Source organism: Ancrocorticia populi (genome assembly GCF_003123745.1).
In the GTDB taxonomy this organism is placed as follows: domain Bacteria; phylum Actinomycetota; class Actinomycetes; order Actinomycetales; family Actinomycetaceae; genus Ancrocorticia; species Ancrocorticia populi.
Map to the genome: position 1 here is coordinate 181905 of NZ_QETB01000003.1, position 24660 is coordinate 206564.

General features: G+C 59.9%; 17 protein-coding genes and 2 pseudogenes. 11 read left to right on the forward strand and 8 right to left on the reverse strand.

Going from position 1 to position 24660, the window contains the following annotated elements:
* The first annotated feature begins 86 nt into the window (after positions 1-86).
* The 5 genes from DD236_RS06325 to DD236_RS06345 all read left to right on the forward strand — a co-directional run bounded on the left by DD236_RS06325 (position 87) and on the right by DD236_RS06345 (position 4393).
* Positions 87-794, forward strand: a complete 708-nt coding sequence (locus DD236_RS06325) for a purine-nucleoside phosphorylase (protein ID WP_109093694.1) — start codon at positions 87-89, stop codon at positions 792-794.
* Between the two features lie 13 nt (positions 795-807).
* Positions 808-1500 (forward strand): metal-dependent transcriptional regulator, encoded by a 693-nt coding sequence (locus DD236_RS12050; protein ID WP_165819846.1) that lies wholly within the window; start codon positions 808-810, stop codon positions 1498-1500.
* A 303-nt stretch (positions 1501-1803) separates the two neighbouring features.
* Positions 1804-2796, forward strand: coding sequence for a methionine ABC transporter ATP-binding protein (locus tag DD236_RS06335; RefSeq protein ID WP_109093545.1), 993 nt, complete (start codon positions 1804-1806; stop codon positions 2794-2796).
* The gene (locus tag DD236_RS06340; RefSeq protein ID WP_109093546.1) at positions 2793-3479 is read left to right on the forward strand and encodes a methionine ABC transporter permease; all 687 of its coding nucleotides are present in this window, start codon (positions 2793-2795) and stop codon (positions 3477-3479) included. The genes DD236_RS06335 and DD236_RS06340 overlap by 4 nt, the downstream gene beginning before the upstream one ends.
* Positions 3480-3550: 71 nt before the next feature.
* On the forward strand, positions 3551-4393 hold the full coding sequence (locus tag DD236_RS06345) for a MetQ/NlpA family ABC transporter substrate-binding protein (protein WP_109093547.1): 843 nt from the start codon (positions 3551-3553) through the stop codon (positions 4391-4393).
* An 84-nt stretch (positions 4394-4477) separates the two neighbouring features.
* Here the strand turns inward: DD236_RS06345 and DD236_RS12290 are convergent, their stop codons facing one another.
* Positions 4478-7075 (reverse strand): multicopper oxidase domain-containing protein, encoded by a 2598-nt coding sequence (locus tag DD236_RS12290; RefSeq protein ID WP_165819847.1) that lies wholly within the window; start codon positions 7073-7075, stop codon positions 4478-4480.
* 308 nt (positions 7076-7383) lie between these two features.
* Here DD236_RS12290 and DD236_RS06355 point away from each other — a divergent pair, with 308 nt between their 5' ends.
* Together DD236_RS06355 and metE are read left to right on the forward strand one after the other, a co-directional pair.
* Positions 7384-8316, forward strand: coding sequence for a methylenetetrahydrofolate reductase (locus DD236_RS06355; RefSeq protein WP_279322737.1), 933 nt, complete (start codon positions 7384-7386; stop codon positions 8314-8316).
* A 9-nt stretch (positions 8317-8325) separates the two neighbouring features.
* The gene (metE, locus tag DD236_RS06360) at positions 8326-10638 is read left to right on the forward strand and encodes a 5-methyltetrahydropteroyltriglutamate--homocysteine S-methyltransferase (RefSeq protein ID WP_109093549.1); all 2313 of its coding nucleotides are present in this window, start codon (positions 8326-8328) and stop codon (positions 10636-10638) included.
* Here the strand turns inward: metE and rocD are convergent.
* The 5 genes from rocD to DD236_RS06385 form a co-directional block, all read right to left on the reverse strand.
* On the reverse strand, positions 10630-11823 hold the full coding sequence (gene rocD / locus DD236_RS06365; RefSeq protein ID WP_109093550.1) for an ornithine--oxo-acid transaminase: 1194 nt from the start codon (positions 11821-11823) through the stop codon (positions 10630-10632). The two genes, metE and rocD, sit on opposite strands and share 9 nt — an antisense overlap.
* A gap of 32 nt (positions 11824-11855) precedes the next feature.
* The gene (locus DD236_RS06370) at positions 11856-12953 is read right to left on the reverse strand and encodes a hypothetical protein (protein ID WP_109093551.1); all 1098 of its coding nucleotides are present in this window, start codon (positions 12951-12953) and stop codon (positions 11856-11858) included.
* Positions 12954-13047: 94 nt separating this feature from the next.
* Positions 13048-13806 carry a succinate dehydrogenase/fumarate reductase iron-sulfur subunit gene (locus DD236_RS06375; RefSeq protein ID WP_109093552.1) on the reverse strand — a complete coding sequence of 253 codons (759 nt, stop codon included), beginning with the start codon at positions 13804-13806 and terminating at the stop codon, positions 13048-13050.
* On the reverse strand, positions 13803-15722 hold the full coding sequence (locus tag DD236_RS06380; protein WP_243410060.1) for a fumarate reductase/succinate dehydrogenase flavoprotein subunit: 1920 nt from the start codon (positions 15720-15722) through the stop codon (positions 13803-13805). The genes DD236_RS06375 and DD236_RS06380 overlap by 4 nt, the downstream gene beginning before the upstream one ends.
* 116 nt (positions 15723-15838) lie before the next feature.
* Positions 15839-16558, reverse strand: coding sequence for a succinate dehydrogenase cytochrome b subunit (locus DD236_RS06385; protein WP_109093553.1), 720 nt, complete (start codon positions 16556-16558; stop codon positions 15839-15841).
* Between the two features lie 393 nt (positions 16559-16951).
* Here DD236_RS06385 and DD236_RS12390 point away from each other — a divergent pair, with 393 nt between their 5' ends.
* A complete protein-coding gene (locus DD236_RS12390) occupies positions 16952-18904 on the forward strand; it encodes an ABC1 kinase family protein (RefSeq protein ID WP_109093554.1) in 1953 nt (650 codons plus the stop codon).
* 225 nt (positions 18905-19129) lie between these two features.
* Here DD236_RS12390 and DD236_RS12300 read toward each other — a convergent pair.
* A pseudogene (locus DD236_RS12300) lies at positions 19130-20449 on the reverse strand (MATE family efflux transporter); the annotation flags it as partial.
* Positions 20450-20641: 192 nt separating this feature from the next.
* Here DD236_RS12300 and DD236_RS06400 point away from each other — a divergent pair.
* The 3 genes and pseudogenes from DD236_RS06400 to DD236_RS06410 all read left to right on the forward strand — a co-directional run bounded on the left by DD236_RS06400 (position 20642) and on the right by DD236_RS06410 (position 23477).
* A pseudogene (locus tag DD236_RS06400) lies at positions 20642-21283 on the forward strand (ABC transporter ATP-binding protein).
* A gap of 5 nt (positions 21284-21288) precedes the next feature.
* Complete coding sequence (locus DD236_RS06405; RefSeq protein WP_109093556.1) at positions 21289-22956, forward strand: ABC transporter permease; 1668 nt, start codon at positions 21289-21291, stop codon at positions 22954-22956.
* Positions 22875-23477: an ABC transporter permease gene (locus DD236_RS06410; protein ID WP_109093557.1), complete on the forward strand. Its 603-nt coding sequence runs from the start codon at positions 22875-22877 to the stop codon at positions 23475-23477. Before DD236_RS06405 ends, DD236_RS06410 begins: the two co-directional genes overlap by 82 nt.
* Before the next feature lie 16 nt (positions 23478-23493).
* Here the strand turns inward: DD236_RS06410 and DD236_RS06415 are convergent, their stop codons facing one another.
* On the reverse strand, positions 23494-24534 hold the full coding sequence (locus tag DD236_RS06415; RefSeq protein ID WP_109093558.1) for a zinc-binding dehydrogenase: 1041 nt from the start codon (positions 24532-24534) through the stop codon (positions 23494-23496).
* Positions 24535-24660 lie beyond the last annotated feature (126 nt).

A 24660-nucleotide genomic window follows, 5' to 3' on the forward strand; every position in this document is an offset into this window, starting at 1 on the left:
GCGGTTTTGTCGTCTACGCGCGTGTCATTTCACGCCGTTCCCGGATATTCTTGGGTGGTTACACATTCATTTCAAAGGAGACACTCGTGGCAACACCACATATTTCCGCCGAGCCTGGGGATTTCGCACCAGCCGTTCTCATGCCCGGGGATCCTAAGAGAGCCGCACGCATGGCCGATCAGCTTTTGGACGATGTTCGTCTTGTGTCTGACGTGCGCGGGATCGGCGCATATACCGGCACCCATCAGGGCAAGCCGCTTTCCGTTATGGCTTCAGGCATGGGCCAGCCTTCGCTCTCCATCTACGCCACCGAACTTTTTACGCAGTTCGGGGTTGAGCGAATTATCCGTGTAGGAACCGCCGGTGGGCTTGCGGAAGGCGCCAAGGCCGGTGACGTTGTGATCGCCATCGGTGCGCACACTGATTCCGCGATGAACCAGCACATGTGCCCGGGTATTAACTTCTCGGCAACCGCCTCTTGGTCTCTCCTTTCGGCCGCCGCTGCTTTCGCGGGCAACGATCCGCGCGTCAAGGTGGGCCCCGTGGTTTCTCGCGATGCCTTCTACGGAAATGAACCCGAGCAGGTCAAACTTCTGGCCGAACTGGGCACGCTGGGTGTGGAGATGGAGGCCGCAGCGCTCTACGGCCTCGCGGCGAAACACCATAAAGAAGCCCTTGCTGTGCTCACCATCTCGGATCATCTTTTTGATCCAAGCCAGGACATGAGCCCCGAGGAGCGGGAGACCAACTTCCAGAAGTCGCTGGGCATCGCTGTAGCCGCAGCCCTGTCCTGATCGAGGCGTACCGGTGGGGCTAACTAACTCGAATGAGGACTACCTCAAGGCCGTATGGAAGATCAACGAGTGGCAGGAGGAGCCAGTTTCCTCTGGCCAGCTCGCAAAGGCTCTTGACCTCTCGCGGTCAACGGTTTCTGAAGGTGTCGGCCGCCTAGTCGCATTGGGACTGGTGCGCCACGCCCCTTATGGAGCCGTACGGCTAACCAGCGAGGGCAAGCGGCAGGCAGCACGCATGGTGCGGGCCCACCGTCTCATCGAGACGGCCCTGGTTCAGATCTTCGACTATTCGTGGGATGAGGTTCACGAGGAGGCCGAGCGGCTGGAGCACGCCGTCTCCGATCGATTCATTGAGCGGCTCGATCACAAGCTCGGCCACCCCGAGCGTGATCCCCACGGGGATCGAATCCCGGCACCCCACGAATTTGAGGCGCACAGCCAGGTGCCAGTCTCACTCATCGGGGCTCAGCCCGGGGCCACCGTGCGCGTGGAACGCGTATCCGATGATCATTCTGATGTGCTCGTGTACCTTGAATCAGCCGGAATCGTCCCGGGAATAGAGGTCACAGTCGAAACCGCCCAGCCCGATCCCACGGTCTTGTCCATCACATGTGCCGGCGTCCGCTCGACCCTCCCCCGGGCTGCGGCTCAGGCCGTCATAATCGGCGCAGGTTCAGGCGGCGGCCCCACACCACATCAGGATTGATCCGCGGTAGAACCAAGTCTGCTTCGGCTTCAACGAAGGCTTCCAGAACGTCATCTTCTACATGTATATCCATAGAACAAGTGTTTCATCCCCCTCCCACATGATGATCATCACGCCATTTACCTACTTACCTATGGTTTAATCGCGTTGTTGACCACTCTGTGGGTTTCGTTTGGTGTTTGGCCGTGCAACGTGGTTTGCTTGTGCCAGATTCATCAAGAGCAGCTGAGAGACGTGGTTCGCAGACGCTGCAGCAACCCGCAGTGTCGGGTGCTTCTGCCACGATCGATGGAGGAGATTAAGGTGATCGAGCTACAGGACGTCAGCAAGATCTATCCTCGCCGCGGTGAGGACCCCGTTGTAGCGCTCGAGAATATCTCCCTGAGCATTGAATCCGGGGAGATACACGGGATAGTGGGCGAATCCGGCGCGGGTAAGTCCACGCTGATTCGCTGTCTGACAGCCCTCGAGAGGCCAACCAGCGGCTCTATCCTCGTGGACGGCAAAGATCTCTCCACCCTCCCCTCCAGCCAACTCCGCGACGCCCGCCGAACTATCGGCATGGTGTTTCAGGGCGGGAACCTGTTGGATCAGCGAACCGCCGCTGGAAACATCGCCTATCCCCTCCGCATCGCTGGTCAGGGCAAAGCCCTCACTCGAACGCGTGTCACGGAGATGCTTGATCTTGTTGGGCTTGGCGATCGCGCCCGCGCATTTCCCTCGGAACTCTCGGGCGGCCAGCGCCAACGCGTCGGCATCGCCCGCGCGATGGCCGATCGCCCCTCCGTTCTTCTGTGCGACGAACCCACCTCGGCCCTCGATACTGAAACCACAGATCAGATCCTCGGGCTCCTCAAGGATGTGCGTGATACCTATGGCGTCACCGTCCTCATCATCACCCACGAGATGGAAGTGGTCCGCAAAATCTGCAGCGAAGTGACCCTGTTGGATCACGGCAGGGTGTCCGCCACAGGCAAGGTATCCGACATTATGGAGACGATCGATTCTCCCTTGGCTCGGCGTATCGTCCCCGAGCCCGAGTTCGATCCGGCCCTCACCCCTGCCGACTCGGTGGTACTGGATGTCTCATTCACCGCACGCCAAGGTGAGCCAACCGGATCGCGCGTACTCGCGCTGGCCTCGCAGTACGGTGCAGATATCAGTGCCGGCACCTTCGAGACCATGGGCGATATTCAGGTAGCACGCCTTGCGCTCAGCATCCCAACGGAAGATCGCCACGATCTACTTTCGGCGCTGGAGAAAGTTGGCGTCTCAGCTAAGGAGCGCGCACTATGAACATCCTTGCGGCGGACGATACCTGGTTCAATAATCCAGTGATCCAGAAGGAACTCTGGAACGCCACGTCGGAAACTCTCCTGATGACAGCTTGGGCCACGCTGCTGGCTGGCTTCTTCGGATTGATCCTCGGCGTGATCCTCACGGCCACCCGCCCGAACGGTATCCTTCCGAACCGGCCCATTTACCAGATCCTCGGGTTCATTGTGAACGTTGGCCGCGCCATCCCGTTTATCATCCTCATGGTGCTCCTTATTAACGTGACCCGAATGATCGTTGGGCAGGCGAACGGCTGGCAGGGTGCCATGGTTCCTCTTGCCTTGTCAGCCATCCCGTACTTCGCGCGCATGGTGGAATCCAACCTCGCAAACGTAGACCGAGGGAAGATCGAGGCGGCCCAGATGATGGGAGCCTCGCGCTACCGTATCCTCACAGGCGTGATCGTGCGCGAGGCTGTACCCACGCTTATCCAGTCCCTGACCATCCTCTGCATCACGATCATCGGCTACACGGCCATGGCCGGCGCTGTGGGTGGCGGCGGACTTGGCGCGCTTGCGATCAACCAAGGTTACTATCGAAGCGAGATGGATATTCTGCTCATCATCGTTGTGGTAATCGTAGTTATCGTCAGCATCGTTCAGATTGTCGGAGACATGCTCAGCCGGCTGGTAGACCACCGCTGAGAACTACTAGCCGGGGGCAAACCCTCAGCACTGCCCACAAGACTTTCAACACAACCACCAAAGGATCAATCATGAAGAAAATCCAATCACTTGCCGCCATCGGCGCGGTTGCCGCCCTCACGCTCTCCGCGTGCGGCAACAGCGACGATTCCTCCGATGACTCAGCTTCGGGCTCCTCCGAGGGCCTTACGCAAATCACGGTTGGCGCATCCCCAGTTCCCCACGCGCAGATCCTCGAATTCGTTCAGGAAAACCTCGCCGAAGATGCTGGCATCGAGATCGAGATCACCGAGTATCAGGACTACGTTCTGCCCAACACCGCGCTGCAGTCCGGTGAGATTCAGGCGAACTTCTTCCAGCACATCCCTTATTACGATGAGGCGGTTGCTGAGAATGACTTCACCTTCGATCGCGGCGAGGGCGTGCATATTGAGCCTTACGGCGTCTACTCCAACACGATCGACGATCTAGCCGATCTCCCCGACAACGCCAAAGTCGGTATAACAAACGATCCGTCCAATCAGGCGCGAGCACTCGAACTGCTTCAGGTCAACGATCTCCTTACGCTGGATGACGTAGATAACCCCACTATCTATGACGTGGCTGATAACCCGAAGAACATCGAGTTCGTTGAGGCCGAGGCGCCGGCGGTTCCCAAGCTGCTGCCAGACGTTGATATCGCGATCATCAACGGCAACTTCGCCCTGCAAAACGATCTGGTTCCGTCCGAAGATGCGATCTACCTCGAAGAGGGCGAAGGCAACCCTTACTCCAACATCCTCGCGTGGAACTCCGAGTCGGACTCCGAGGTAGTAGAGGCCGCGCAGACTCTCGACGAGCTTCTTCACTCCCAGGAAGTCTCGGACTTCATCGAGGAGACTTGGCCCGATGGTGAGGTCATCCCGGCCTTCTAAGCCCTTGACACTGAGGCCCCGCTTACCCGCCCCGTTTCGTACGGGAGATTTGGGTAGGCGGGGCTTCGTCGTCGTTATTAGTTGTTAATTGTCGACGACGACGAGCTTTCCGTGTGCACCACGCTCCGCATTACTCATCGCGTGGTTCACGATGGTGTAGCTGCCGGCTTGGTGCGGAGAGAACTCGACGAAACCTCCCTGAGCGGCGAGCAAGCCGAGTGTCTGCGAGCCCGAATCCTCGCTGTGATCAATCAGGTAATCACCCTCGCTCCAGACCGTATCGAACTGGGTACCCACTACGTGGAAGCTGAGCGGCAGATTCGGACCGGCGTCCAATACCCACATGCGCACGCGGTCACCCGCCTGAGCGCTCAGCGGCTCGTGATCGTACTGGAAGGGGTAACCGTTGAAAGTCACGGCCGAGGGCGTCCCGTACGCCACCGCGTCAGCGTCCGTGCCCTCCGTGAGGTCGCTAGACCAATACTGCTCGCCCTGAATGAGCACGTACTCCTCGTCAACGGGTTCCAGGCCCGGCGGATCGATGATCACCGCGCCGTACATGCCGTTGGCGATGTGGACGGACATCGGGGATGTGGAGCAGTGGTACATCCAGATACCGGAGCGGTTCGCCGTGAACTCGTAGGTCAGGGATTCGCCCGGCTCGATGGTGCGCATCGGCTCATCGGGCGATACGTCGCCCGCGTGGAAATCGATCGAATGTCCCATCGAGCCGTTATTGGTGAGCTCCACAACGAAGCGATCGCCTACCTTCCCACGCAGGACAGGACCCGGAGTCTGGCCGTTGAACGTCCACACAGTTTGGGTGCGGCCGGGGGCCACCTCCTTCTCAACTTCTTCGACGTCTAGGCTCACGTGATGGACCGTTTCCTCGGGCGCAGGATCCAGCGCGGCGTCCCACGGCACAAATTGCTCGCCAGGATCCGCTGAGAGTTCGGCCATCGTGGGCAGATTGGGTAAGCCATTCGAGGGGCCCGAGGCCGAATCAGAATCGTGCGAGTTGGCGGTGCCGGTGGCAATAACGTCGAGGGTCATCCCCATCTGGCGGTGGCCCACCATAGAACACCACCCCTCAGTGGATTCTTCAATGATTCCCGCGTCCACTGTGGCGGTTTCGCCAGTGGGTACCGGGCCGGTTTCCGCCCCGTTATCAAACACCAGATCGTGGCGCTGATCCCCCGTGTTTTCAAAGTTGACGATCAAGCGGTTTCCGGCCGGAACCTTGATCTGGCTGGGGACGAATGACATGCCGCTCACCGTCACGTCAACCTCGGTGACGGGCGCGTTCTGGTTGTCCGATGTACCGGGGCCAGCAACCGATTGGACACCGTAACCACCCGCGGTCACGGCTAGGAGCAGAGCCGCGGCAATAGCGGCACCCGATTTCAGGTGGGGATCGGGCATGGGGCGCGGGCCGCGCTCTTGAGCAGGCCTGCTAGTCTCTGACGGCTTGGATTCGGGACGCTTTTGCCTGACTACCGCCATGAGCACAAGCACAAAGCTCATGAGGGCTGTGAGTCCGGCTGCGCCCAGCAGAATGTTATGGACGTGCAGGGGGAAGGGCATTAGTGCCAGAACCATCGCACCGTTCAGGACAAAGAACCTTAGGGCCCCGGTTCGCTCTAGGAATTCAATGGACTGGCGCAGCATCGCCGGCCCTCCCCCGGCCACAACTGGAAGCAGGTAGGTGAGAGAGCCGAGGATCAGCTGGAGTGCTCCAGCTGCGAGGAAGATCGCGTAGGTTCCGCCGGAGACGCTGCGCGCCTCCTGAGCGTCAGGTGCCAGCGCCAATTGCACCGCCCACACCGCACAACCCGCCACCAGCCAGATGAGCCCGGCCCCAATAGTCCAGCCATCGCCAACGCCCAGCATCGAACCGCGCCATGTCTTGAACACAGGCCAGAGAACGCCCACGATGGCGGCCACAACCCACACACCGGCGGCGATACCCGCCACTACTGGAAGGCCGGCGAGGGACGCTGCCGCACCCACCACGATCGCGCTGATAAGGACCGGAAGCGCCCGTCCCGCCCACCTCAGGCTTTGGGCGCTCATGCGAGTCCGGCCCACCGTTGGCCCAAACGTAACGATAGTTCCCAGCACCGTCATCCCGATGAAGCCGAGCACCATCGCAAACACGTGTACTAGCGCCATAGCGTCGTGGTTCTCATATAGGGCTGGCCACCACGATTGAGCCAGCTCGAAGCTGGTCACATCGATCGTCATGATCAGGCCCACCAGTGCCCCGATGATGAAGATGATGCCGCCCGCAAGGTGGTAGCGGAGAGTGACCGCACCCGGAGAAACGAAGGCGGCACCCATGGCACGCCGCAGTGCCCATGAGTGCCAGACGAACGCGGCGCACACCATAAGAGAACCTAGGACCCCGAGTACAACACCCGCCATACCGGTGGTGGCAAGTGCTCCAGCCAGCACAAGGGTGCCGACCGATTGAAGAGCTAGCCGAATGATCTGATGGGGCTGAGACTGCTTCGAACGGGTGAGGGCATCGGCGAAATGCCACGTCCAGATGAGGATAGAGGCACCGGCCACGCCCAGCCCACTCACGTGGATGAGATACCACCGAGGGTTGGGAAGGATGAGCTGACCGGCCACTGAAGCCACCAGCACGATGATCCAAAAGCCGGTGACTATCGCTGTCATGCGATGCCACGTAGAACGAGCCAGCATCTGCCCTCACTCTGCACACTTATTTTCACGGATTTATACAGTTAAATTATCCCGGGTTGTGCGCGGTTTGGGAACTCCGGCTGTAGATCTGGCACGCACGCCACACCAGCGCTCCGGTCCAAAAGGCGGACACCCCTAACTCACCAGCTGAACTTATCGCAGAATTCTTACATGATCATCGAAAACGCTTCGCGCCCTAGACCAGACCGAGTTGGTACTCAGTTGGCTGCACGAATGCACATGATGATGCAGGAGGTTGCGCCGCTGAAGGCGGTGCGCCGGTGAGCATCTCCCCCAACTCCACACGCCGTGGATCGCGGACGCTCTCCTTTGAAGTGATGCCGCCCCGCCGCCCGGACATTGCTCCCAAGTTCTGGAACACAGTTACTCGGCTCCTCGAAACGCAGCCGGACTTCCTTTCGGTCACGTATGGGGCAGCGGGCCAAGATCGCAGCACAGCCCGCCAGGTTGTGCGCCGGCTCGTGAGAGATACCCCGATCCAGCCCATCGCACACCTGACATGTGTGCGAGCCTCACGTGAAGAACTCGTCTCGGTTATCTCGGATTACTTGGACTCCGGCGTACGTACGTTCCTTGCCCTGAGAGGCGATCCCCCTGCAGACGATCCCACGTGGCGTCCCGCGGCAGACGGGGTGAATTCGGCCGCCGAGCTGGTGAACGTCATCCGCACCCTTGAGCAGCATCGCAACATCAAACAGCCTGGAGCGGGACTGCGCGCTGCGTTCAAACCGCTCACGATCGCCGTGGCCACCTTCCCGTCGGGAAACCCCGAGGCGGGGACCAGCCCCGAGCAGGAGATTGAACGCCTCCTGCTCAAACAGGTAGCTGGCGCGGATTTCGCCATCACCCAGCTCTTCTTCGAGGCCGATGATTACATCGCCTTCGTGGAAAAGGCTCGCCGGTATGGCGTGACAATCCCGATCGTCGCTGGCATCTTGGTGCCAACTGAACCGCGCCGGTTGGCGCGCGTAGCCGAGCTGACGAAGGTGGTGGCACCCGAACGGCTGGTGAACGATCTTTCTCGCGCAAGTGACGAGCAAGACCTGTATCGTCGCGGAATCGTTCACGGTTCAACGCTCGCCCGCCAGATCCTTGACTCCGGGGCGCCCGGCATCCACTTTTACACGTTTAACAAGGCCCAGCCCGTCCTCGACCTCATTGACGAATTACCCGAACTAACACCCACTGACTAAGGAAGAACCATGGCAACCGAATTCCCCACGGCAACAATCCTCGGATACCCGCGCATCGGGCGCCGCCGCGAACTCAAGCGCGCCGTCGAATCCTACTGGGCCGGGCGGTCAACCGCCGAAGAGCTCACCTCCGCGTTCACCGCACTGCGCCACGCCACCTTCGATCGGCTGGCCGAACTCGGCTACGATCGCAGCAATTCTTCAATCCCGGAGAATTCCTCGCTGTACGATCAGGTTCTTGACGTCACGTGGCAGCTAGGTGCCATCCCGCAGCGTTTTTCCGGCAAGAGCGAATTGGACCTCTACTTCGCACTTGCGCGCGGCGATCAGGACGTTCCGCCACTGGAGATGACGAAGTGGTTCGATACGAACTACCACTACCTCGTTCCCGAAATTGGTCCAGACACCCCGATTTCGTTTGCTAACGATCACCTTGTTCAGCGCTTCGTTGAGGCGAAGAACGCCGGCACTTTAACGCGCCCCGTTGTGGTTGGTCCCGTCACGTATTTGGCTTTGGCTAAGGCCGCCGATGACGCCCCAGAGGGTTTTGAGCCACTTGATCGGATCGACGACGTTGTGGCCGCTTACCGCGAACTCGTCTCAGCCTTCGGTGCGGCAGGAGCAACGTGGGTGCAATTCGATGAGCCGGCGCTCGTCTCCGATAATCTCTCGGTCTCACGGATAGACCTTGCCGAGATCGCCGGCCGTGTCTGGCCGCTGCTCGCGGCGCTTGAGGACCGCCCGAGTCTGCTGCTGGCCCTGCCCTATGGCGATGGGCGTATGGCTCTCCCAGCCATTGCGGGCTCCGGCGTTGAGGCCATCCAGCTTGATCTGGTGCGGGGATCAGCTCCCGTTCCCGGGGAAGTGAACCTCTCCAAGGTTCGGCTCGTGGCTGGCCTGATTGACGGACGCAACATTTGGCGGGCCGATCTGGCGGCGGCACGCGATGCCCTTATCGAACTCGAACAGCTGGGCGCCGCGGGAATCTCCGTGGCTACCACAAACTCTTTGCAACACGTGCCTCACGATACGGCCGATGAGAAGTGGGGGGATACCGAGCTCAACGCGAACCTGCACGATTGGCTGGCGTTCGCCGATCAGAAAGTGGCTGAAACGGCGGTTCTGGCACGTGGACTCTCACATGGCTGGGACAGTGTTGCCGCCGATATCGCGCAGGCATCCACGGCCCTCGCCGCCCGAGCGATCGCCCCGGGTGTGCGCCGCGAAGACGTTCGCACCCGCACCGCCGCACTTACCGAAGCTGACCGCACCCGTATCCCTTTCACTGAGCGTGAGCCGATTCAGGCACAAAAGCTTGGCTTACCTATTCTTCCCACCACGACGATCGGTTCCTTCCCCCAAACTCCGGAGATCCGCAACGCACGCGCTGCGCTAAACCGGGGAGAGATCGATGAGGCTGGCTACACGGAGCGAATCCGCGGTGAGGTAGCCAAGGTGATCAAGCTGCAAGAGGATCTGGATATCGACGTCCTTGTGCACGGCGAGCCAGAGCGCAATGACATGGTTCAGTACTTCGCTGAACAGTTCGATGGCTTTGCCGCTACCCGCAACGGCTGGGTCCAGTCCTACGGATCTCGCTGCACACGTCCTTCCATCCAGTGGGGCGATGTGGCCCGCCCGGCGCCCATGACAGTGGAGTGGACCTCTTACGCCCAATCTCTAACCGGACGCCCGGTTAAGGGAATGCTTACTGGTCCCGTCACCATCTTGGCGTGGTCCTTCCCCCGGATCGACATTCCGCTGGGCGAATCCGCCGATCAGATCGCGCTAGCACTGCGGGACGAGGTGGCCGATCTTGAGGCCGCCGGCACTTCCATCATTCAGGTGGATGAGCCCGCGCTGCGCGAACTCCTGCCGCTGGACGCCGATCGTCAGGCCGATTACCTCGACTGGTCCGTGGGCTCCTTCAGGGCCGCCACCGCGGGTGTGCGCCCGGATACGCAGATCCATACGCACCTGTGCTACTCAGAGTTCGGCCAGATCATCGATGCAATCGCGGGCCTGGACGCGGACGTAACTTCGATTGAGGCAGCACGCTCGAAGATGGAAGTGCTCCCCGAGCTGGCCGCTAACGGCTTCTTCCGTGGCGTTGGCCCCGGTGTGTGGGACATCCACTCCCCACGCGTGCCCAGCACGGCCGAACTCGTTGAGCTCATCCAAGCCGCAGCTCAGTCCGTTCCGGCCAACCACCTCTGGGTCAACCCGGATTGTGGATTGAAGACGCGCGCGTACCCCGAAACGAACGCAACCTTGGCGAACCTGGTCGAGGCCACAAAGATTGTCCGGGCTGAACTAGCCTAGATCCGCCAGCGCCGCCGCGAGACCAGTCAGCATGAATTCAACATCTTCTGACGTTACGGTTAGCGGCGGCGAGAGCCGGACGGTGGAGCCATGGGTATCCTTGGCTAGAACGCCGTGGGCAGCTAGCCGCTCGCACAGGTCCCGCCCGGTTCCCAGCTCCTCCGGTATGGTGACACCGCTCCACAGCCCCACATGGGTGAAGTGTTCGATTCCCTCCATCGATTCGAGCCCTCGCCGCATCTGGGGCGCGAGGCGGCGCACATTCGCCTGAGGCTTGCCTTCAGCCAGAATCTGGACTACCTCGCGCGCGACGGCCGCCGAGAGTGGGTTGCCACCGAATGTCGAGCCGTGCTGACCGGGCCCGAGCACGCCCAACACGTCACGTCTGCCCACCACGGCCGATACCGGAACAATCCCTCCTCCGAGGGCTTTTCCGAGCGTCATGAGGTCCGGCTTGACGCCCCACAGGTCGCAGGCAAGGGTGGTGCCTGTTCGCCCCAGACCGGACTGGATCTCGTCCGCTATGAGCAGCACATTGTTTCGCGAGCACAGCTCCCGTAGGCCGGGCATGAAGTCATCCGGTGGGATGATTACCCCTGCTTCGCCCTGTATTGGCTCGGTCAGCACGGCCACGGTATTGGGATCGACCAGTCGCTCTACCGATGCGACATTTCCGAACGTCGCTTGCCGAAAGCCCTGAGTGTAGGGGCCAAAGTCGCGGCGTGCATCGTCGTCGTCAGAAAAAGAAATCACCGTCGTAGTCCGGCCGTGAAAATTCGAACCCATCACGATGATGTTTGCCCTGTCTTCGGGGACGCCTTTAACCCGGTAACCCCACGCGCGCGCAGTCTTGATGGCAGTCTCTACGGCCTCCGCGCCGGTGTTCATGGGCAATACCATCTCTGCCTCGCACAAAGTGGCGAGTTCGCGGGCCAGCGGACCCAGCTGATCGTTGCGGAACGCCCGGGAGATCATCGTGAGGCGGCCCATTTGCTCTGTGGCACGGGCAACCAAGCGATCGTTGGTGTGCCCAAAGTTCACCGCAGAATACCCCGCAAGGCAATCAAGGTATCGATCTCCCTCGGTGTCCTCAACCCATGCACCGTGTCCGGAGCGGATAACCACGTCAAGGGGATGGTAGTTGTGGGCTAGCCACGTGGATTCTTCGTCGATGAAATGCTCCATGATTCATGGTATCGCCGAAACCGCACGCTAACCTAGACTTTCCGGCGGAAGTCTCCCTGCAGGCCCGTGCGCACGAATCCGAGGTGCGCGTTGATATCCACGAGGTGCTCGTTGGCGGGATCCACGCCCGTGGTGATGGTTTCGGTTTGCGGATGCGAATCGATCACGTTGATGATGTTCGCGGCCTTCAGCGTGATGCCGAGGTTGCGCCCACGGTGTTCAGGGCGAACGATCGTGCCGGCCTGAACCGGGCGCTCGGGTGAATCCACGTTTGAGATGATGGTGGAAAAGCCCACTACTTCCCCACGGCTGTCTACGGCGGCGGTAGTAAAATGAGGCTGGCCAACTGCCACGTTATACGCGTCTTCGCCGGCCAAGGAAGCCGCGGTCCACGATTCAGTCCGCGACACCTCCGGAGAACCCTGCTGCTCATCCATGGTGAACTGGCGCCGGAACTTCGCCAAGGAATCCAGCAGATTTGCGGGCGTCATGCCCTGCCAAGAGACGAGGCGGTAATCGCCCGGCTGGATCAGCGGGGTCATGCGTTCGCGGATCGTCCCATGATCAGAAACGTCCCAGCGGTAATCCTCGTATGTATGAGCCAGCGTAAAGCCATGCCGCAGGAGGAAGGCACTCCCCGGTTGCTCCATGAACAGCTCGGAGACCGTGGCGTTATAGGTACTGGGATACGGCATATACACCCGGCAAGAGAGCCACTTAACGCCGCGCTTCTTTGCTTCCTTGGAGATGACCTCAAGCAGGTAGTCCTCGTATCCCTTACCCCAGCTTTCAGGATGAATCACGATGTCGAAAAAGCCAAGGGATCGCTCTTTATGTACTTGGGAAAGTCGCAGGTAGCCATAGCCGAGGATCTTGGCGGGACGGCCCGGGGCAAGCTGGGCGATGGGCGCATCGAAGTTGCTTTCCGTCGGATCGCTCAGGAGATAGACGAGGCGCTTATAGACCTGATCACGTGCATGTGCCGTAGAGACCTCGCGGGCCGAGTGCACGGTGATGGCACGCGCCTGCCCATCCTCATACCGGGCCCGTGTCAACGCCTCGATGGCTTCGAACTGGCCGAACGGATCCTCGCCGGGATAGGACGGAACGGCAACTTCTGTGATATCCATGTGCACCTCTCAACCAGATTATAGAACGAGGAGGCCCCCGAAAGGACCTCCTCGTACCGGGCCTTAAGACACCCGGCAATTCTCTCAGGACAATCTACGCCCCAGTCTTCACCTGCCGGCGAAGACCAGAGAGCATACGCTCCTTGTTCACTGCGGCTACCGCGGAGAGCGGAATGTTCTCCGGGCAAACCTTCGCGCACTCGCCATAGTTGGAGCAGGGTCCGAAGGAACTTTCTGCCGCGGTCACCATGGCCTTCGCACGCTGGTCGCGCTCTTGGCGCGGCACGGGAAGCATGCTCAGATGCGCAAGCTTTGAGCCAACGTAGAGATGGGCAGCACCGTTCGGGCATGCAGCCACGCAGGCTCCACAACCGATACATGCGGCGAAGTCCATCGCCAGCTCCAGCTTCTCATGGTTGATCAACTGCGTGTCTGCATCGGGGGCAGTTCCGGCGTTCACAGCAACGGTTCCGCCAGCAATGACAACCCGGTCCAGGGCGGAACGATCCACAATCAGATCGCGCACCACCGGGTAGGATGCCGAGCGCAGAGGCTCAATCCTTACCGTATCGCCATCCTTGAAGTGGCGGAGGCGCTGATGGCAGGCCGGAAGGTTGTTCTCCGGGCCGTGCGGGAGGCCATTGACCGTCAAACCACACGCGCCGCAGATGCCCTCGCGGCAGTCCGATTCAAACGCAACCTGTTCCTTGCCCTGCGCGATCAGTTGCTCGTTCAGCGCGTCGAGCATTTCGAGAATGCTCATCGCAGGCTCTAGTCCGTCTAGTTCGTGACGCTCCCAAGTGCCCTGAGCATTTGTTGAGGGCTGGCGCCAAACTTCGAGTGTTAGTTTCACTTGTAGCTCCTCGTTGCCATGGGAACCGCTGAGAATTCCAGTGGCTCCACGTTACGTGTAAAGGTCAGAGGCTCGGAGGCCGAGGTTGGGCCCTCTCCGCCTTCGGTACCCCACGCTGAGGCGAAGGTCCAATGCTCATCGTCACGCTGGGCTTCGCCTTCTTGCTGATGCTCAACCCGGAAGTGTGCTCCACAGGATTCCTCGCGATCCAAGGCATCCACGCACAGTAGCTCGGCCAGCTCAAGGAAGTCAGCCACGCGGCCCGCCTTCTCCAGAGTTTGATTGACCTGAGATCCCGTGCCCGGCACTGCGACGTTGCTCCAGAACTCCTTGCGGAGTTCTTGAATCTTGCCGCGTGCTTCCGTGAGGCCTTCCTTCGAGCGATTCACACCGCAGCCTTCATACATGATGTCGCCAAGCTCGCGGTGGAAGGCCGTTGGGCTCTTCGATCCGCCTACGCTCAGCAGAGCATCCGTACGTGCGTTAACCCGCGCCATCGCCTCCTGGACCGGCTTCGAATCCATGCCCGGCAGCGCCTCACCTAGGTGATCGGCCAAGTAGTTCGGGATGGAGAACGGAAGAGTGAACCAACCGTCCACACATGCCGAAAGGAGGGAGTTAGCACCTAGGCGGTTCGCGCCATGGTAAGACCATCCGGCCTCTCCACCAACGAACATACCCGGGATAGAGCTCATCTGATTGAAGTCCGTCCACAGGCCGCCCATCGTGAAGTGAGCGCCGGGAGCAATACGCATAGGAACCTTGTACGGGTTCTCTGCAACGGCACGCTCATACATCTCGAAGAGGTTTCCGTAGCGTTCACGAATCGCGCCCTCGCCATCGCGGGCGATGGCATCCTTGAAGTCCAGATAAACGGAGTTCTTCAGGGGGCCAACACCGTGACCCGAATCCAGCTGCTCCTTTGCGGCGCGAGAAGCGATATCTCGCGGGCAGAGGTTGCCGAAGGCCGGGTACTTGCGCTCTAGGTAATAATCGCGCTCGTCCTCAGGAATCGTGTTGGGATCGCGATCGTCGCCAGCCTTCTTCGGTACCCAAATCCGGCCATCGTTTCGCAGAGACTCAGACATCAAGATGGTCTTGGACTGGAACTCGGACTGCACCGGAAGTGCTGTCGGGTGGAACTGGACCCATGAGACGTGAGACATGTACGCACCATGGCGGTGTGCACGCCACGCAGCGGAGGCGTTGCAGTTAATCGCCAGAGTCGAGTAGTAGTACAGCGATCCGTAACCACCGGTTGCCAGCACCACGGCGTGAGCCGGGATGGCTGTGACCTCACCGGTCACGAGGTTACGAATTACAACGCCACGAGCAACACCATCCTCCATGATGAGGTCCAGCATCTCGGACCTAGTATGAAGGGTGATCGTCCCGCGCTTTACCTGACGCAGCAGAGCCTGCGCACCAGCAATCTGGAGCTGCTGGCCCGTCTGGCCGCGCGTGTAGTACGTACGAGACACCTGAACGCCGCCGAACGAACGGGTGGCGAGTGTGCCACCATACTCGCGTGCGAATGGTGCGCCAATGGCGTTCATGTGGTCGATTACGCGGATGGACTCTTCGCCCAGTCGGAAGGCCTCTGCCTCGCGGGAGCGGAAATCGCCACCCTTGACTGTGTCCTTCACGAATCGATAGATGGAATCGCCATCAACCTTACGAGCGCGAGCCGCGTTGATGCCGCCCTGCGCAGCAACGGAGTGAGCACGCCGCGGGGCGTCATGGTAGGTGACCGAATGGACGTTGTAGCCCTGTTCGGCCAGTGCAGCCGCGCAGCCACTGCCAGCAAGTCCGGTACCAATAACAACAACGGTGAACTTGCGCTTGTTGTTCGCACCAACCAGCTTGTAAGCGTCGCGCCGCTTGTGCCATGCTTCGGCCGGATCGCCTTCTGGCACCTTGCCATCTAGGACTTGACCGTTTGTAGCACCCGCGACGGTGACGCGGGGCGCTACAAAGGGAGCCGCAGCAGGTTCAGCGGTTTCTGTGGACACGTTCTTACGGAAAATATTACTCACGATATGACTCCAAACTGGACTGCGAGCGGAATGGCCGCATTACCGAGCAGGATAGCGAGGGCACAGAGGCCAGCAACGATTGCGGCAACGAGACGAACACGCTTACCCATTGCGCCGAGATCCTGAACAACAGTGGTCACTCCGTGTGCCACGTGGATGGAGATAAGCACCATCATGATGATGTAGATGGCTGCCATCCAAGGACGCTCGAACGAGGCGATGACGTTGCTGTACGCGGCCGGACGGGTACCCACCGGATGCTGGAAGGAATCTGATGCAACCGGCTTAATTCCGAGCGTCAGGTCCATTAAGTGGATCACGATAAAGGCAAGCGTGAACACGCCCGTCACGGGCATCAGCCGAGCAGAAAAGCCCTGGAAGCCGGTGCGCGATGCCTTGATTCCGGCCCGGTGCGGACCACGCGCCTTACGCCCACGGGACCAAATCGTGATTGCACCGTAAACGTGGATGAAAAGGCCGCCGAATATGACGATCCTGAACAGCCAGAGCACCATTCCTTCGGGCAGGAACGGTGCGAATGCGACACGCAGCCACTCGGCGTAATCGTCGAAGTGCTCGGGCCCGGTAAAGATCTTAAAGTTACCAAATAAATGAATAAGCAAGAAAGCTACTAATAATGTGCCAGTAATGGCCATAGCAACTTTAAGCACCCACGTACCTGGACGGGGCGGTGCTTGTTCTGTCGTTGTTGACATCTGTGTCCTCCTCTTCCACGAGGCTACTGCATAAGCTCAGTAACTTTCGCTTCTCGAAGCATCGGCACACACACCGCATGTGGAGCTTCGATCACAAATGAATGCTAATTCGTACTTTAGTCCCAACAAGCCCCCAGTTCCTAGGTGAATTAAGTAAGTCATCCCTTGTGAAAATGGCTTAGCTGTGCCAAAAACCGTGGCTGAGCCCGCCCGCTCACTCGCTTGTCAATCGCTGGTAAAGATTCCGTGAAAAATACTCCATTATCCCACCGGCCACACCGGACCCTGAACGGATGCGGCACTTCGCATACCATCATTAGCGAGCCTGACACGGGCATAGGACGAAGTACCCATACACGTACATCACACATCCCGGACGACTACAGTAGAGAAATGGACGCCCTCAGTTTCCTTTACCAAGCGCTGACCACCTTGCTCGTTGCCGCGGTCTTCACCGTGGTGATCAAACGTCTGCTGCCCGCCGTAGGATGGATTCGCGCGTACCTTGTTTCACTTCTGACTCTGATCGCACTAATTCCTGTGTCGGTGTGGGCGGGGACCGCGCTGGGCATCTTCACTGACGAAGGTGCTCTGGCTGTCGCTCCGGGCATCGCTCTCGTGACCGGTGCCATCATCCTCCTGTGGATTTTCGCCGTGGCACTGCTGGCTCTTGTGGTTGTTGAGCTCATCGTCCCAACCGGGACCTTCGGTGGCCCTATCGAGGGCATCGTAGAAAGCAGACTAGGCATCCGGCGGCTGCGGCGCTACCTCCAGCTCGGCTGGATTGTTATGCGCTCTGGACTTGGCCGGGCACTGCGTTACGGCCCCGAATCCTCCGAATTCGTCACCGCGCTCATCCGGATGATCAATAGCGCTGGAGTCACGTTTGTTAAGTTCGGTCAGTTGCTCTCCACGCGTTCGGACCTGCTTCCCGCTCCCCTCATCACGGCGCTTTCCTCTCTCCAGACCTCCGCCGCGCCGGCCTCATCAGAGGATATCCGAGAAACGTTGTTGAACGAATGGGACGCGGAACCCGATGCAATCTTCGGACACTTCGATCCAGATCCTTTCGCCGCTGCATCGGTAGCGCAGGTACACCGCGCTACCCTCAAGGATGGCCGCCGCGTTGTGGTCAAAGTGCAACGGCCCGGCGCAGCTGAACAAGTACAAGTTGATTGCGACATCCTACTTCGCTTCGCTAGGACCGCCCAGAAGCGCTTTGAGTGGGCAGACAGGCTGGGCCTACTTGCCCTTATCGGCGGTTTGGTGGATTCCTTAAACCAGGAGTTGGACTACGATATCGAGGCTCGCAACACCACCGCCATCGCCCGCTCGCTGAAGTGGCATCCGCTCATTACCGCACCCACGATAATCCCGGAACTCTCCACGAAGCGAGTGCTAGTGATGACCGAACTTCAAGGTGCCCCAGTTCCGTCAGCAGTGGCCTCTACAGAAACCGCCCAACGCGATGAACTGGCCAGCGAACTCTTTTCCGCCACAGCCGAATCCATCCTCATCCACGGCGTTTTCCATGCGGATCTTCACCCCGGCAACATCATGCTGCTACAAGACGAGACGATTGGGCTTCTTGACTTCGGCGCAATCGGGGTAATCGATGCGGAAACGCGCCAACTGCTCGCGTCCCTCCTTCTGGCCATCTTTACGGATGATAACGTCAACGCCGTTGCGTCGATCTTAATGGCATTCGATGTAGACCCAGATATTGATCGCAGCGCCCTCCAGCGCGATCTGGGCCGGGTACTAACCGTCCTCGGCCACCGCCAAGAGGCGGACGCTACCATCTTCTCCGATGTGTTCGCCGTGCTACGCGAGTACGGCATCAGTATTCCAGGGGACGTAGCCGGAGCATTCCGCACACTCGCTTCACTGGACATCACGCTGCAAACGCTCAGGCCAGGCTACGGACTGTTCCAAGCAGCCCAAGAAGCTCTCCCGCATCTTGTTACAACGCTAAGTTCCCCGGAGCTCCTAGCCAACATCGCCGCAACATCGGCCCTTACCTCGGCCATAGCTGCCCGCCGCCTACCGGCCCGCGCGGAGCGCCTGACAACTCAGCTAGAGCGCGGCGAACTTACGCTACGCGCCCGCTCGTTCGCCGCCTCATCGGACCCGGAGTGGTTCGGCTCCGTGGTGGACGATATCCTCTCGGGTGCCTTCGCCTGTATTGCCATCGTCATGGCGCTGGTTTTTCTGCTCGTGCCCAGCACTGTCCACATAACTACGGTTCTGACCCTTCACCACCTGATCGCCGGAGTGCTTGGATTCATCGGCATCACTCTGGCCCTGCGGCTGATTATCAGACTCTTTGCTCGGCGCGCTGGCTGACGAAGGTAAAACATCGTTATTCTCAAGTAGCCGATCGGAGGCGGGCGGGAAGGTCACTTCTACCTGACCCTCAGCAAACGGAACCTCCTTCAAGCTGCGAACGTCCGCAGGTAGCTTGCGCCGGGCCACGATCCAAGCCGGAACTAGGAGCATGCTCGCCCCGATCCATGCGAGTGGATTGGCGGAAACGATCCCTTGGAAACCAAGTACTTGGCTAAGCACCACGGCCGCGCTCACGCGCATAGCAAGCTCCAGCACCCCCGCCAGCGTGGGAATTAACGTGCGCCCGAGCCCTTGCAAGGCGCTCCGTGTCACGAACAGGACTCCGAGGACAACGTAAAGGGCACCGTTGATCACGAGGTATTCGTGTGCCATGGCCACTACTGCCTCTTCACCGCTACCCACAAAGCTGCGCACAATCGGGTTGCCCGCACTCACGAGGGTCACGGAAAGGAAAAGCGACACTACGAAGGACATCACGAGGGCCTGACGTACCCCCGTCTTGATCCGTTCCGTGTAACCGGCACCGAGGTTCTGCGCTGTGAAGGTGGAAACCGCGAGGCCCAGAGACATAAGGAAGGCTACTGCCAGCCCGTCCACGCGTGTGGCGGTAGTGTAAGCGGCCACAGCGGTGGCACCCAGCCCGTTGAGGGACACCTGAACCGCCAACGTACCGATCGCGATGATCGACTGCTGGAATCCCATCGGCAACCCGATCTTCAGCTGCCGGCCCAGAGCCGCCGCGCCAACGCGCCAATCTGCCCGCCCCACGTGGAGCGCCTCAATTGACCGAACCAGATACCCCAAGCACAGCAGCGCGGAGGTGAGCTGGGCGATCACGGTGGCCAGCGCCGCCCCGCCTACACCCAGATCCATGACCTGCACAAACAGCACAACCAGCGCCACATTCAACAGACACGCGATCACAAGGAACACGAGGGGTGTTCGCGAATCGCCGATAGCCCGGATAATCGCGGAGAGGTAATTGAAGAACATCAGTGCCGCGACGCCCAAGAAGTTGACCGTGGCGAACGTGACCGCCTGATCGCTGAGTTCGGGAGGTGTGCGCAACAGTCCCAAGAAGGGGCGAATGATAAGAGGCGCGCCCACCATGAGAACTAGGCTGGCGACCGCCGTAAGAATGGTACCAGCGGCCACAGAGCGCCTCACGCCGCGCGCATCGCCAGCCCCAAACGCCTGAGCGGTAGGGATTGCGAAGCCCTGCGTCATTCCCTGAGCAAACCCGATGAGCAAGAATAGGATGCCATTCGTTGCGCCCACTGCTGCCAGCGCATCCACCCCAAGGTGCTGGCCCACAACCATCGCGTCAGCAACCTGATACATCTGCTGCACCACATTCCCAATAAGAAGTGGGATGGCGAATCGGATCATAACCCGCCAAGGGGTGCCCGATGTCAGGGCGTGATTCATGGCGCAGAGCTCCTTCAGAAAAGACGTGTGGTTAGGGTACTGTCGTAGCCACGAGCGCACACTTTCCCCTGTTGTTGCAGGAAATAGTGGGAACGCGCTTGGGCGAACAGTCATCAATCTTACGACCGTCCTCCCGGGGTGCGTCCAGAGCCCACGAGGGTGACGTCCCACTCATCATTGCCCGAAAAATCGGACCCGAGTACGATCGCACTGGCTATCGGCGAAAAACAGGGGAGAAAAGGCGGTATGGCGTACATCGAACTAGTGGATTCAACCAAGCGGTATCACATGGGCGGATCCACGATTATGGCCAATGATCAACTCACGTTTTCCGTCAATGAGGGCGAGTTTGCGGTGGTGCTGGGAGCGTCCGGCGCGGGCAAGTCCACAGTCCTCAACATTCTGGGTGGTATGGACACCAATGATGACGGACAGGTGATCGTTGACGGCCTCGACATCGCCACCTACAACGCCAAGCAGCTCACCACCTAGCGCCGTAATGATGTGGGCTTCGTGTTTCAGGGTTATAACTTGGTTGCGAACCTGACCGCGAAGGAAAACGTGGAGCTGGCCTCCTAGATCGTGGAGGATGCAATGGATCCGGAGGAGGTCTTGACAAGCGTTGGCCTTGGCGATCGCATCAATAACTTCCCGGCACAGCTCTCAGGCGGCGAGCAGCAGCGCGTGGCCATCGCCCGCGCCATCGCGAAGAAGCCCAAGCTGCTCCTGTGCGATGAGCCCACTGGTGCCCTCGACTTCCAGACGGGCAAGCAGATCCTCAGGGTTTTACAGGACATGTCTCGCCGCAACGGCGCCACGGTCATCATCGTCACGCACAATGCCGCGATCGCCGCCATAGGCGATAGGGTGATCGAACTACGCGATGGGAAGGTCAAACGCGACGAGGTGAACGAACATCCTCGTGATATTTCTGAGATCGAGTGGTGAGCGCGATGCACAGGACCGCGTGGAAGGAAGCGTGGCGCACCATTACCGGGTCATGGGCCCGGTTTTTCTCCATCGCCGCTCTGATGTTTCTGGGAGCCTTCGCCCTCGTGGGCCTCAAGGTGACTGGCCCGGATATGCGCGAAACCGGCGCGGCTTTCTTCGATGAAACAAACCTTGCCGATGTAACTGTCACCTCCCCGATGGGGGTGAACGAGGATGCCCTCGCCTCCGTGGATGGAGCCACCGCCGAATTCGGGTACGCTGCCGACGCTACAGTGGAAGACTCCCTGACCACCCTGCACCTCATGTCCACCCCCGAAGAGATCTCCACCTTCTCGCTCACAGCTGGCTCAATGCCGTCCGGCTCAGACGAAATCGCCCTCACCTCCGAGTTGGAGGGCAGCTACAACGTTGGGGACACCGTAGTTTTTAACGACGACGACGAATCCCCACTCGCCACCCGGTCCTTCACCGTGACTGGCTTCGTTCGCTCGGCGGAGTATCTTGACCGTGAGGACATCGGGCAAACCACGTTGGGAACTGGCCAGCTAGACGGATTCGCCGCGGTGGCACCCGAGGCATTCGAGTCGCCCGTTTATACGATGGCACGGTTGCGATTCGCGGAAACTGCGGGGTTCGAACCGTACGCGGATTCGTATCTTGCCCGGCTCGATGAGTATCAGGATGCGGTTGAGGCGGCGCTCGATAACGAAGCTGACAGCCCATACGAGGTTCAGGACCGGAGAGACCTTCAGGGCTATCTCACCTATGGGGATAGCGCGGACCGGATTGACGCGATCTCGCAGGTGTTCCCCGTGTTTCTGTTCGCGATCGCCTCTCTGGTCAGCCTGACAACGATGACCCGGATGGTCCAAGAGCAGCGCACCACAAACGGCACGTTTGCGGCCCTGGGATACTCACCTCGAGCAATTCGTCGCAAATACCTCCTGTACGGGATCAGTGCCAGCACCTTGGGCGGCCTCATCGGAGTGGGCGTCGGACACACTCTCCTACCCACGGTCATCTTTAATACCTATCAGGAAATCTTTTCGTTCCCGGCTCTTCAGCTTGGGTTTTATCCGCTCATCTCTGTGACCGCGGTTGCCATCGCTATCATCTGCACCGTGCTCGTGGCCGCAATCGTGGCAACCAGAGAACTCAACGAGGTGCCGAGCCAGCTCCTCCTACCTAAGCCGCCGGCCGCCGGCACGCGGATCTTCCTAGAGCGGATCAGACCTCTGTGGAGGCGGATGAGCTTCACCCAAAAGATCACCGCGCGAAACCTCTTCCGCTACAAGAGGCGGATGTTCATGACGGTGTTCGGGGTGGCCGGGTGCACTGCGCTCCTTATTCTGGCCTTCGGCGTTCTCGATTCCATCACCGGGGTGGTAAACCGGCAGTTTAACCAGATTGTGCACTACGACCTCATCGCCGTAGCTGCACAGCAACCTGAGGATGAAGTCGAGTCCGTCGATGGCGTTGAGGACGCCACTAGCGTCCGCTTCGAGCAGATGAGCGTTCGTCTGGACGGGGAGAGTATCGATCAGGAGATCAGATCGTACTTCAGGACTCCGATGGCGAAGAAGTCTCGATGGAGGTGGCCGGCATTGCGGAGATGTATGCCGGGCACTACGTGTTTGGAGCAAGTACCTCGGCGCCGAACGCGCACCTGATTCAGGCACCGGAAGCTGATATAGACGAGGTTTCCGCCGATCTCATGGACTCCCCCGCCGTCTCCGGGATCGTTCAAGTCACCGCCATCATCCACACGATGGATTCGATGATCGACGGCCTGAACGCCGTGATCATCGTGTTGATTGTGTGCGCGGGGCTGCTCGCCGTCGTCGTTATATTCAACCTAACGAACATCAACGTATCGGAACGAATCCGCGAACTCTCCACGATCAAAGTCCTCGGGTTCTACCCGCGAGAAGTGACCATGTACGTCTTCCGGGAGACGCTGCTGCTGACCCTGCTGGGGATTCTGGCTGGGTTCGCGCTCGGGGTGCCGCTTCACGCGTTCGTGATCACCTCGGTTCCGCCGGACATGCTGATGTTCCAGCCGGACGTGCTGTGGACCAACTTCGCGCTTTCGGCGGCTATCACGTTCGCAATTTCGATCGTGATCATGGCCGCCATGCACGTCCGGCTGAAGAACATCGATATGCTCGACGCCCTGAAGGCGCAGGACTAGTTCTGCAAATGCGGGGCTAGTTCGGAACTACCGAGACCTTGAGGGCTTCGCCGCTCTGGACTCGGTCAAGAGCCGCGAACAAATCGTCCAACGCGTAAGTATCGGTATGTAGCGCCTTGGCGTTCACAGCTCCCTCGCCGATCAGGCGCAGGGCCTTCTCGTAGTTCGCCCGCGAGGTGTTGGATCCGCCCGTCACCACCAGTTCGTTGTAGTGGATGAGGTTCGGATCCATCTCGGACAGCGATCCCTTGGCAAAGCCCGCAAACGCGGAGACGTGGCCTTTCGGCCGCGTGCATTCGAGCGCTTGCTGGAATAGCTCATTGCGGCCAATACACACCACGGTCACATCCGCCCCGCGCCCATCGGTGAGCGAGCGGACGTATTCCTCCAGGTCAGTCGTGGTGGGATCAACCACCGCCGTTGCACCCAGTTCGCGCGCAATCTTCAAGCGTTCTTCGCCCGTGTTAGAGACGATAATCTGGGAGGCACCTAGATACTTATTCACCATCACGTGGAGCAACCCAATCGGGCCCGCGCCGATAATGAGAACCGTATCGCCCATCTTCGGCTCGTAGTTCGCCACCCCGTTGAGGACGCATCCAAGAGGCTCCCCAAGCGATACCTCGGCAGGTGTGAGGTGATCCGCTGCCTTGTAGAGTGCGCGGCGGGCCACCGCCTGCTTCGGGATCAGAACGTAATCGGCTAGGCCACCATCAATGGCGTAGCCGAATAGCTCGGCCCTCTCGCACAGGTGCTCGGCGCCCGTGCGGCAGTAGAAGCACGTTCCGCACGAGACCGTGGGATTGATCCCCACGAGGTCACCTTCGGCGTAGCCTTCCACGCCCTTTCCGATTTCGTGCACATATCCCGAGATCTCGTGACCCAAGATCACTCCCGGACGCACACCAGCGGACTTCTCCCCCTTCATGATGCGCACGTCCGTTCCACACACCGTATTTGAGCCCGTCTTCAGGACGATTTCTCCCTCGCCTGCGTGTGGCGTTGGAACTTCGCGTAGCTCCAACTGGCCCGGTCCCACAAAAACAGCAGCCTTCATGTTGATCTCCTTCATTGCGTTGAGCCGGTTCGCGGCACTGAACCCGTTCGGGCCTTGGCCTAGTTGGTGGCCCTAACCCAGTTCGTGGTTCTGTCTCGGTTCGCGGCGTTGCCTCAGTGCGCGATC

Coding starts and splice junctions, on each gene's coding strand:
- DD236_RS06340 (WP_109093546.1), top strand. CDS start 2,793: ATGAACATCCTTGCGGCGGACGATACCTGGTTCAATAATCCAGTGATC.
- DD236_RS06345 (WP_109093547.1), top strand. CDS start 3,551: ATGAAGAAAATCCAATCACTTGCCGCCATCGGCGCGGTTGCCGCCCTC.
- DD236_RS12290 (WP_165819847.1), bottom strand. CDS start 7,075: ATGACAGCGATAGTCACCGGCTTTTGGATCATCGTGCTGGTGGCTTCA.
- metE (WP_109093549.1), top strand. CDS start 8,326: ATGGCAACCGAATTCCCCACGGCAACAATCCTCGGATACCCGCGCATC.
- rocD (WP_109093550.1), bottom strand. CDS start 11,823: ATGGAGCATTTCATCGACGAAGAATCCACGTGGCTAGCCCACAACTAC.
- DD236_RS06370 (WP_109093551.1), bottom strand. CDS start 12,953: ATGGATATCACAGAAGTTGCCGTTCCGTCCTATCCCGGCGAGGATCCG.
- DD236_RS06385 (WP_109093553.1), bottom strand. CDS start 16,558: ATGTCAACAACGACAGAACAAGCACCGCCCCGTCCAGGTACGTGGGTG.
- DD236_RS12390 (WP_109093554.1), top strand. CDS start 16,952: ATGGACGCCCTCAGTTTCCTTTACCAAGCGCTGACCACCTTGCTCGTT.
- DD236_RS06405 (WP_109093556.1), top strand. CDS start 21,289: ATGCACAGGACCGCGTGGAAGGAAGCGTGGCGCACCATTACCGGGTCA.
- DD236_RS06410 (WP_109093557.1), top strand. CDS start 22,875: ATGGAGGTGGCCGGCATTGCGGAGATGTATGCCGGGCACTACGTGTTT.
- DD236_RS06415 (WP_109093558.1), bottom strand. CDS start 24,534: ATGAAGGCTGCTGTTTTTGTGGGACCGGGCCAGTTGGAGCTACGCGAA.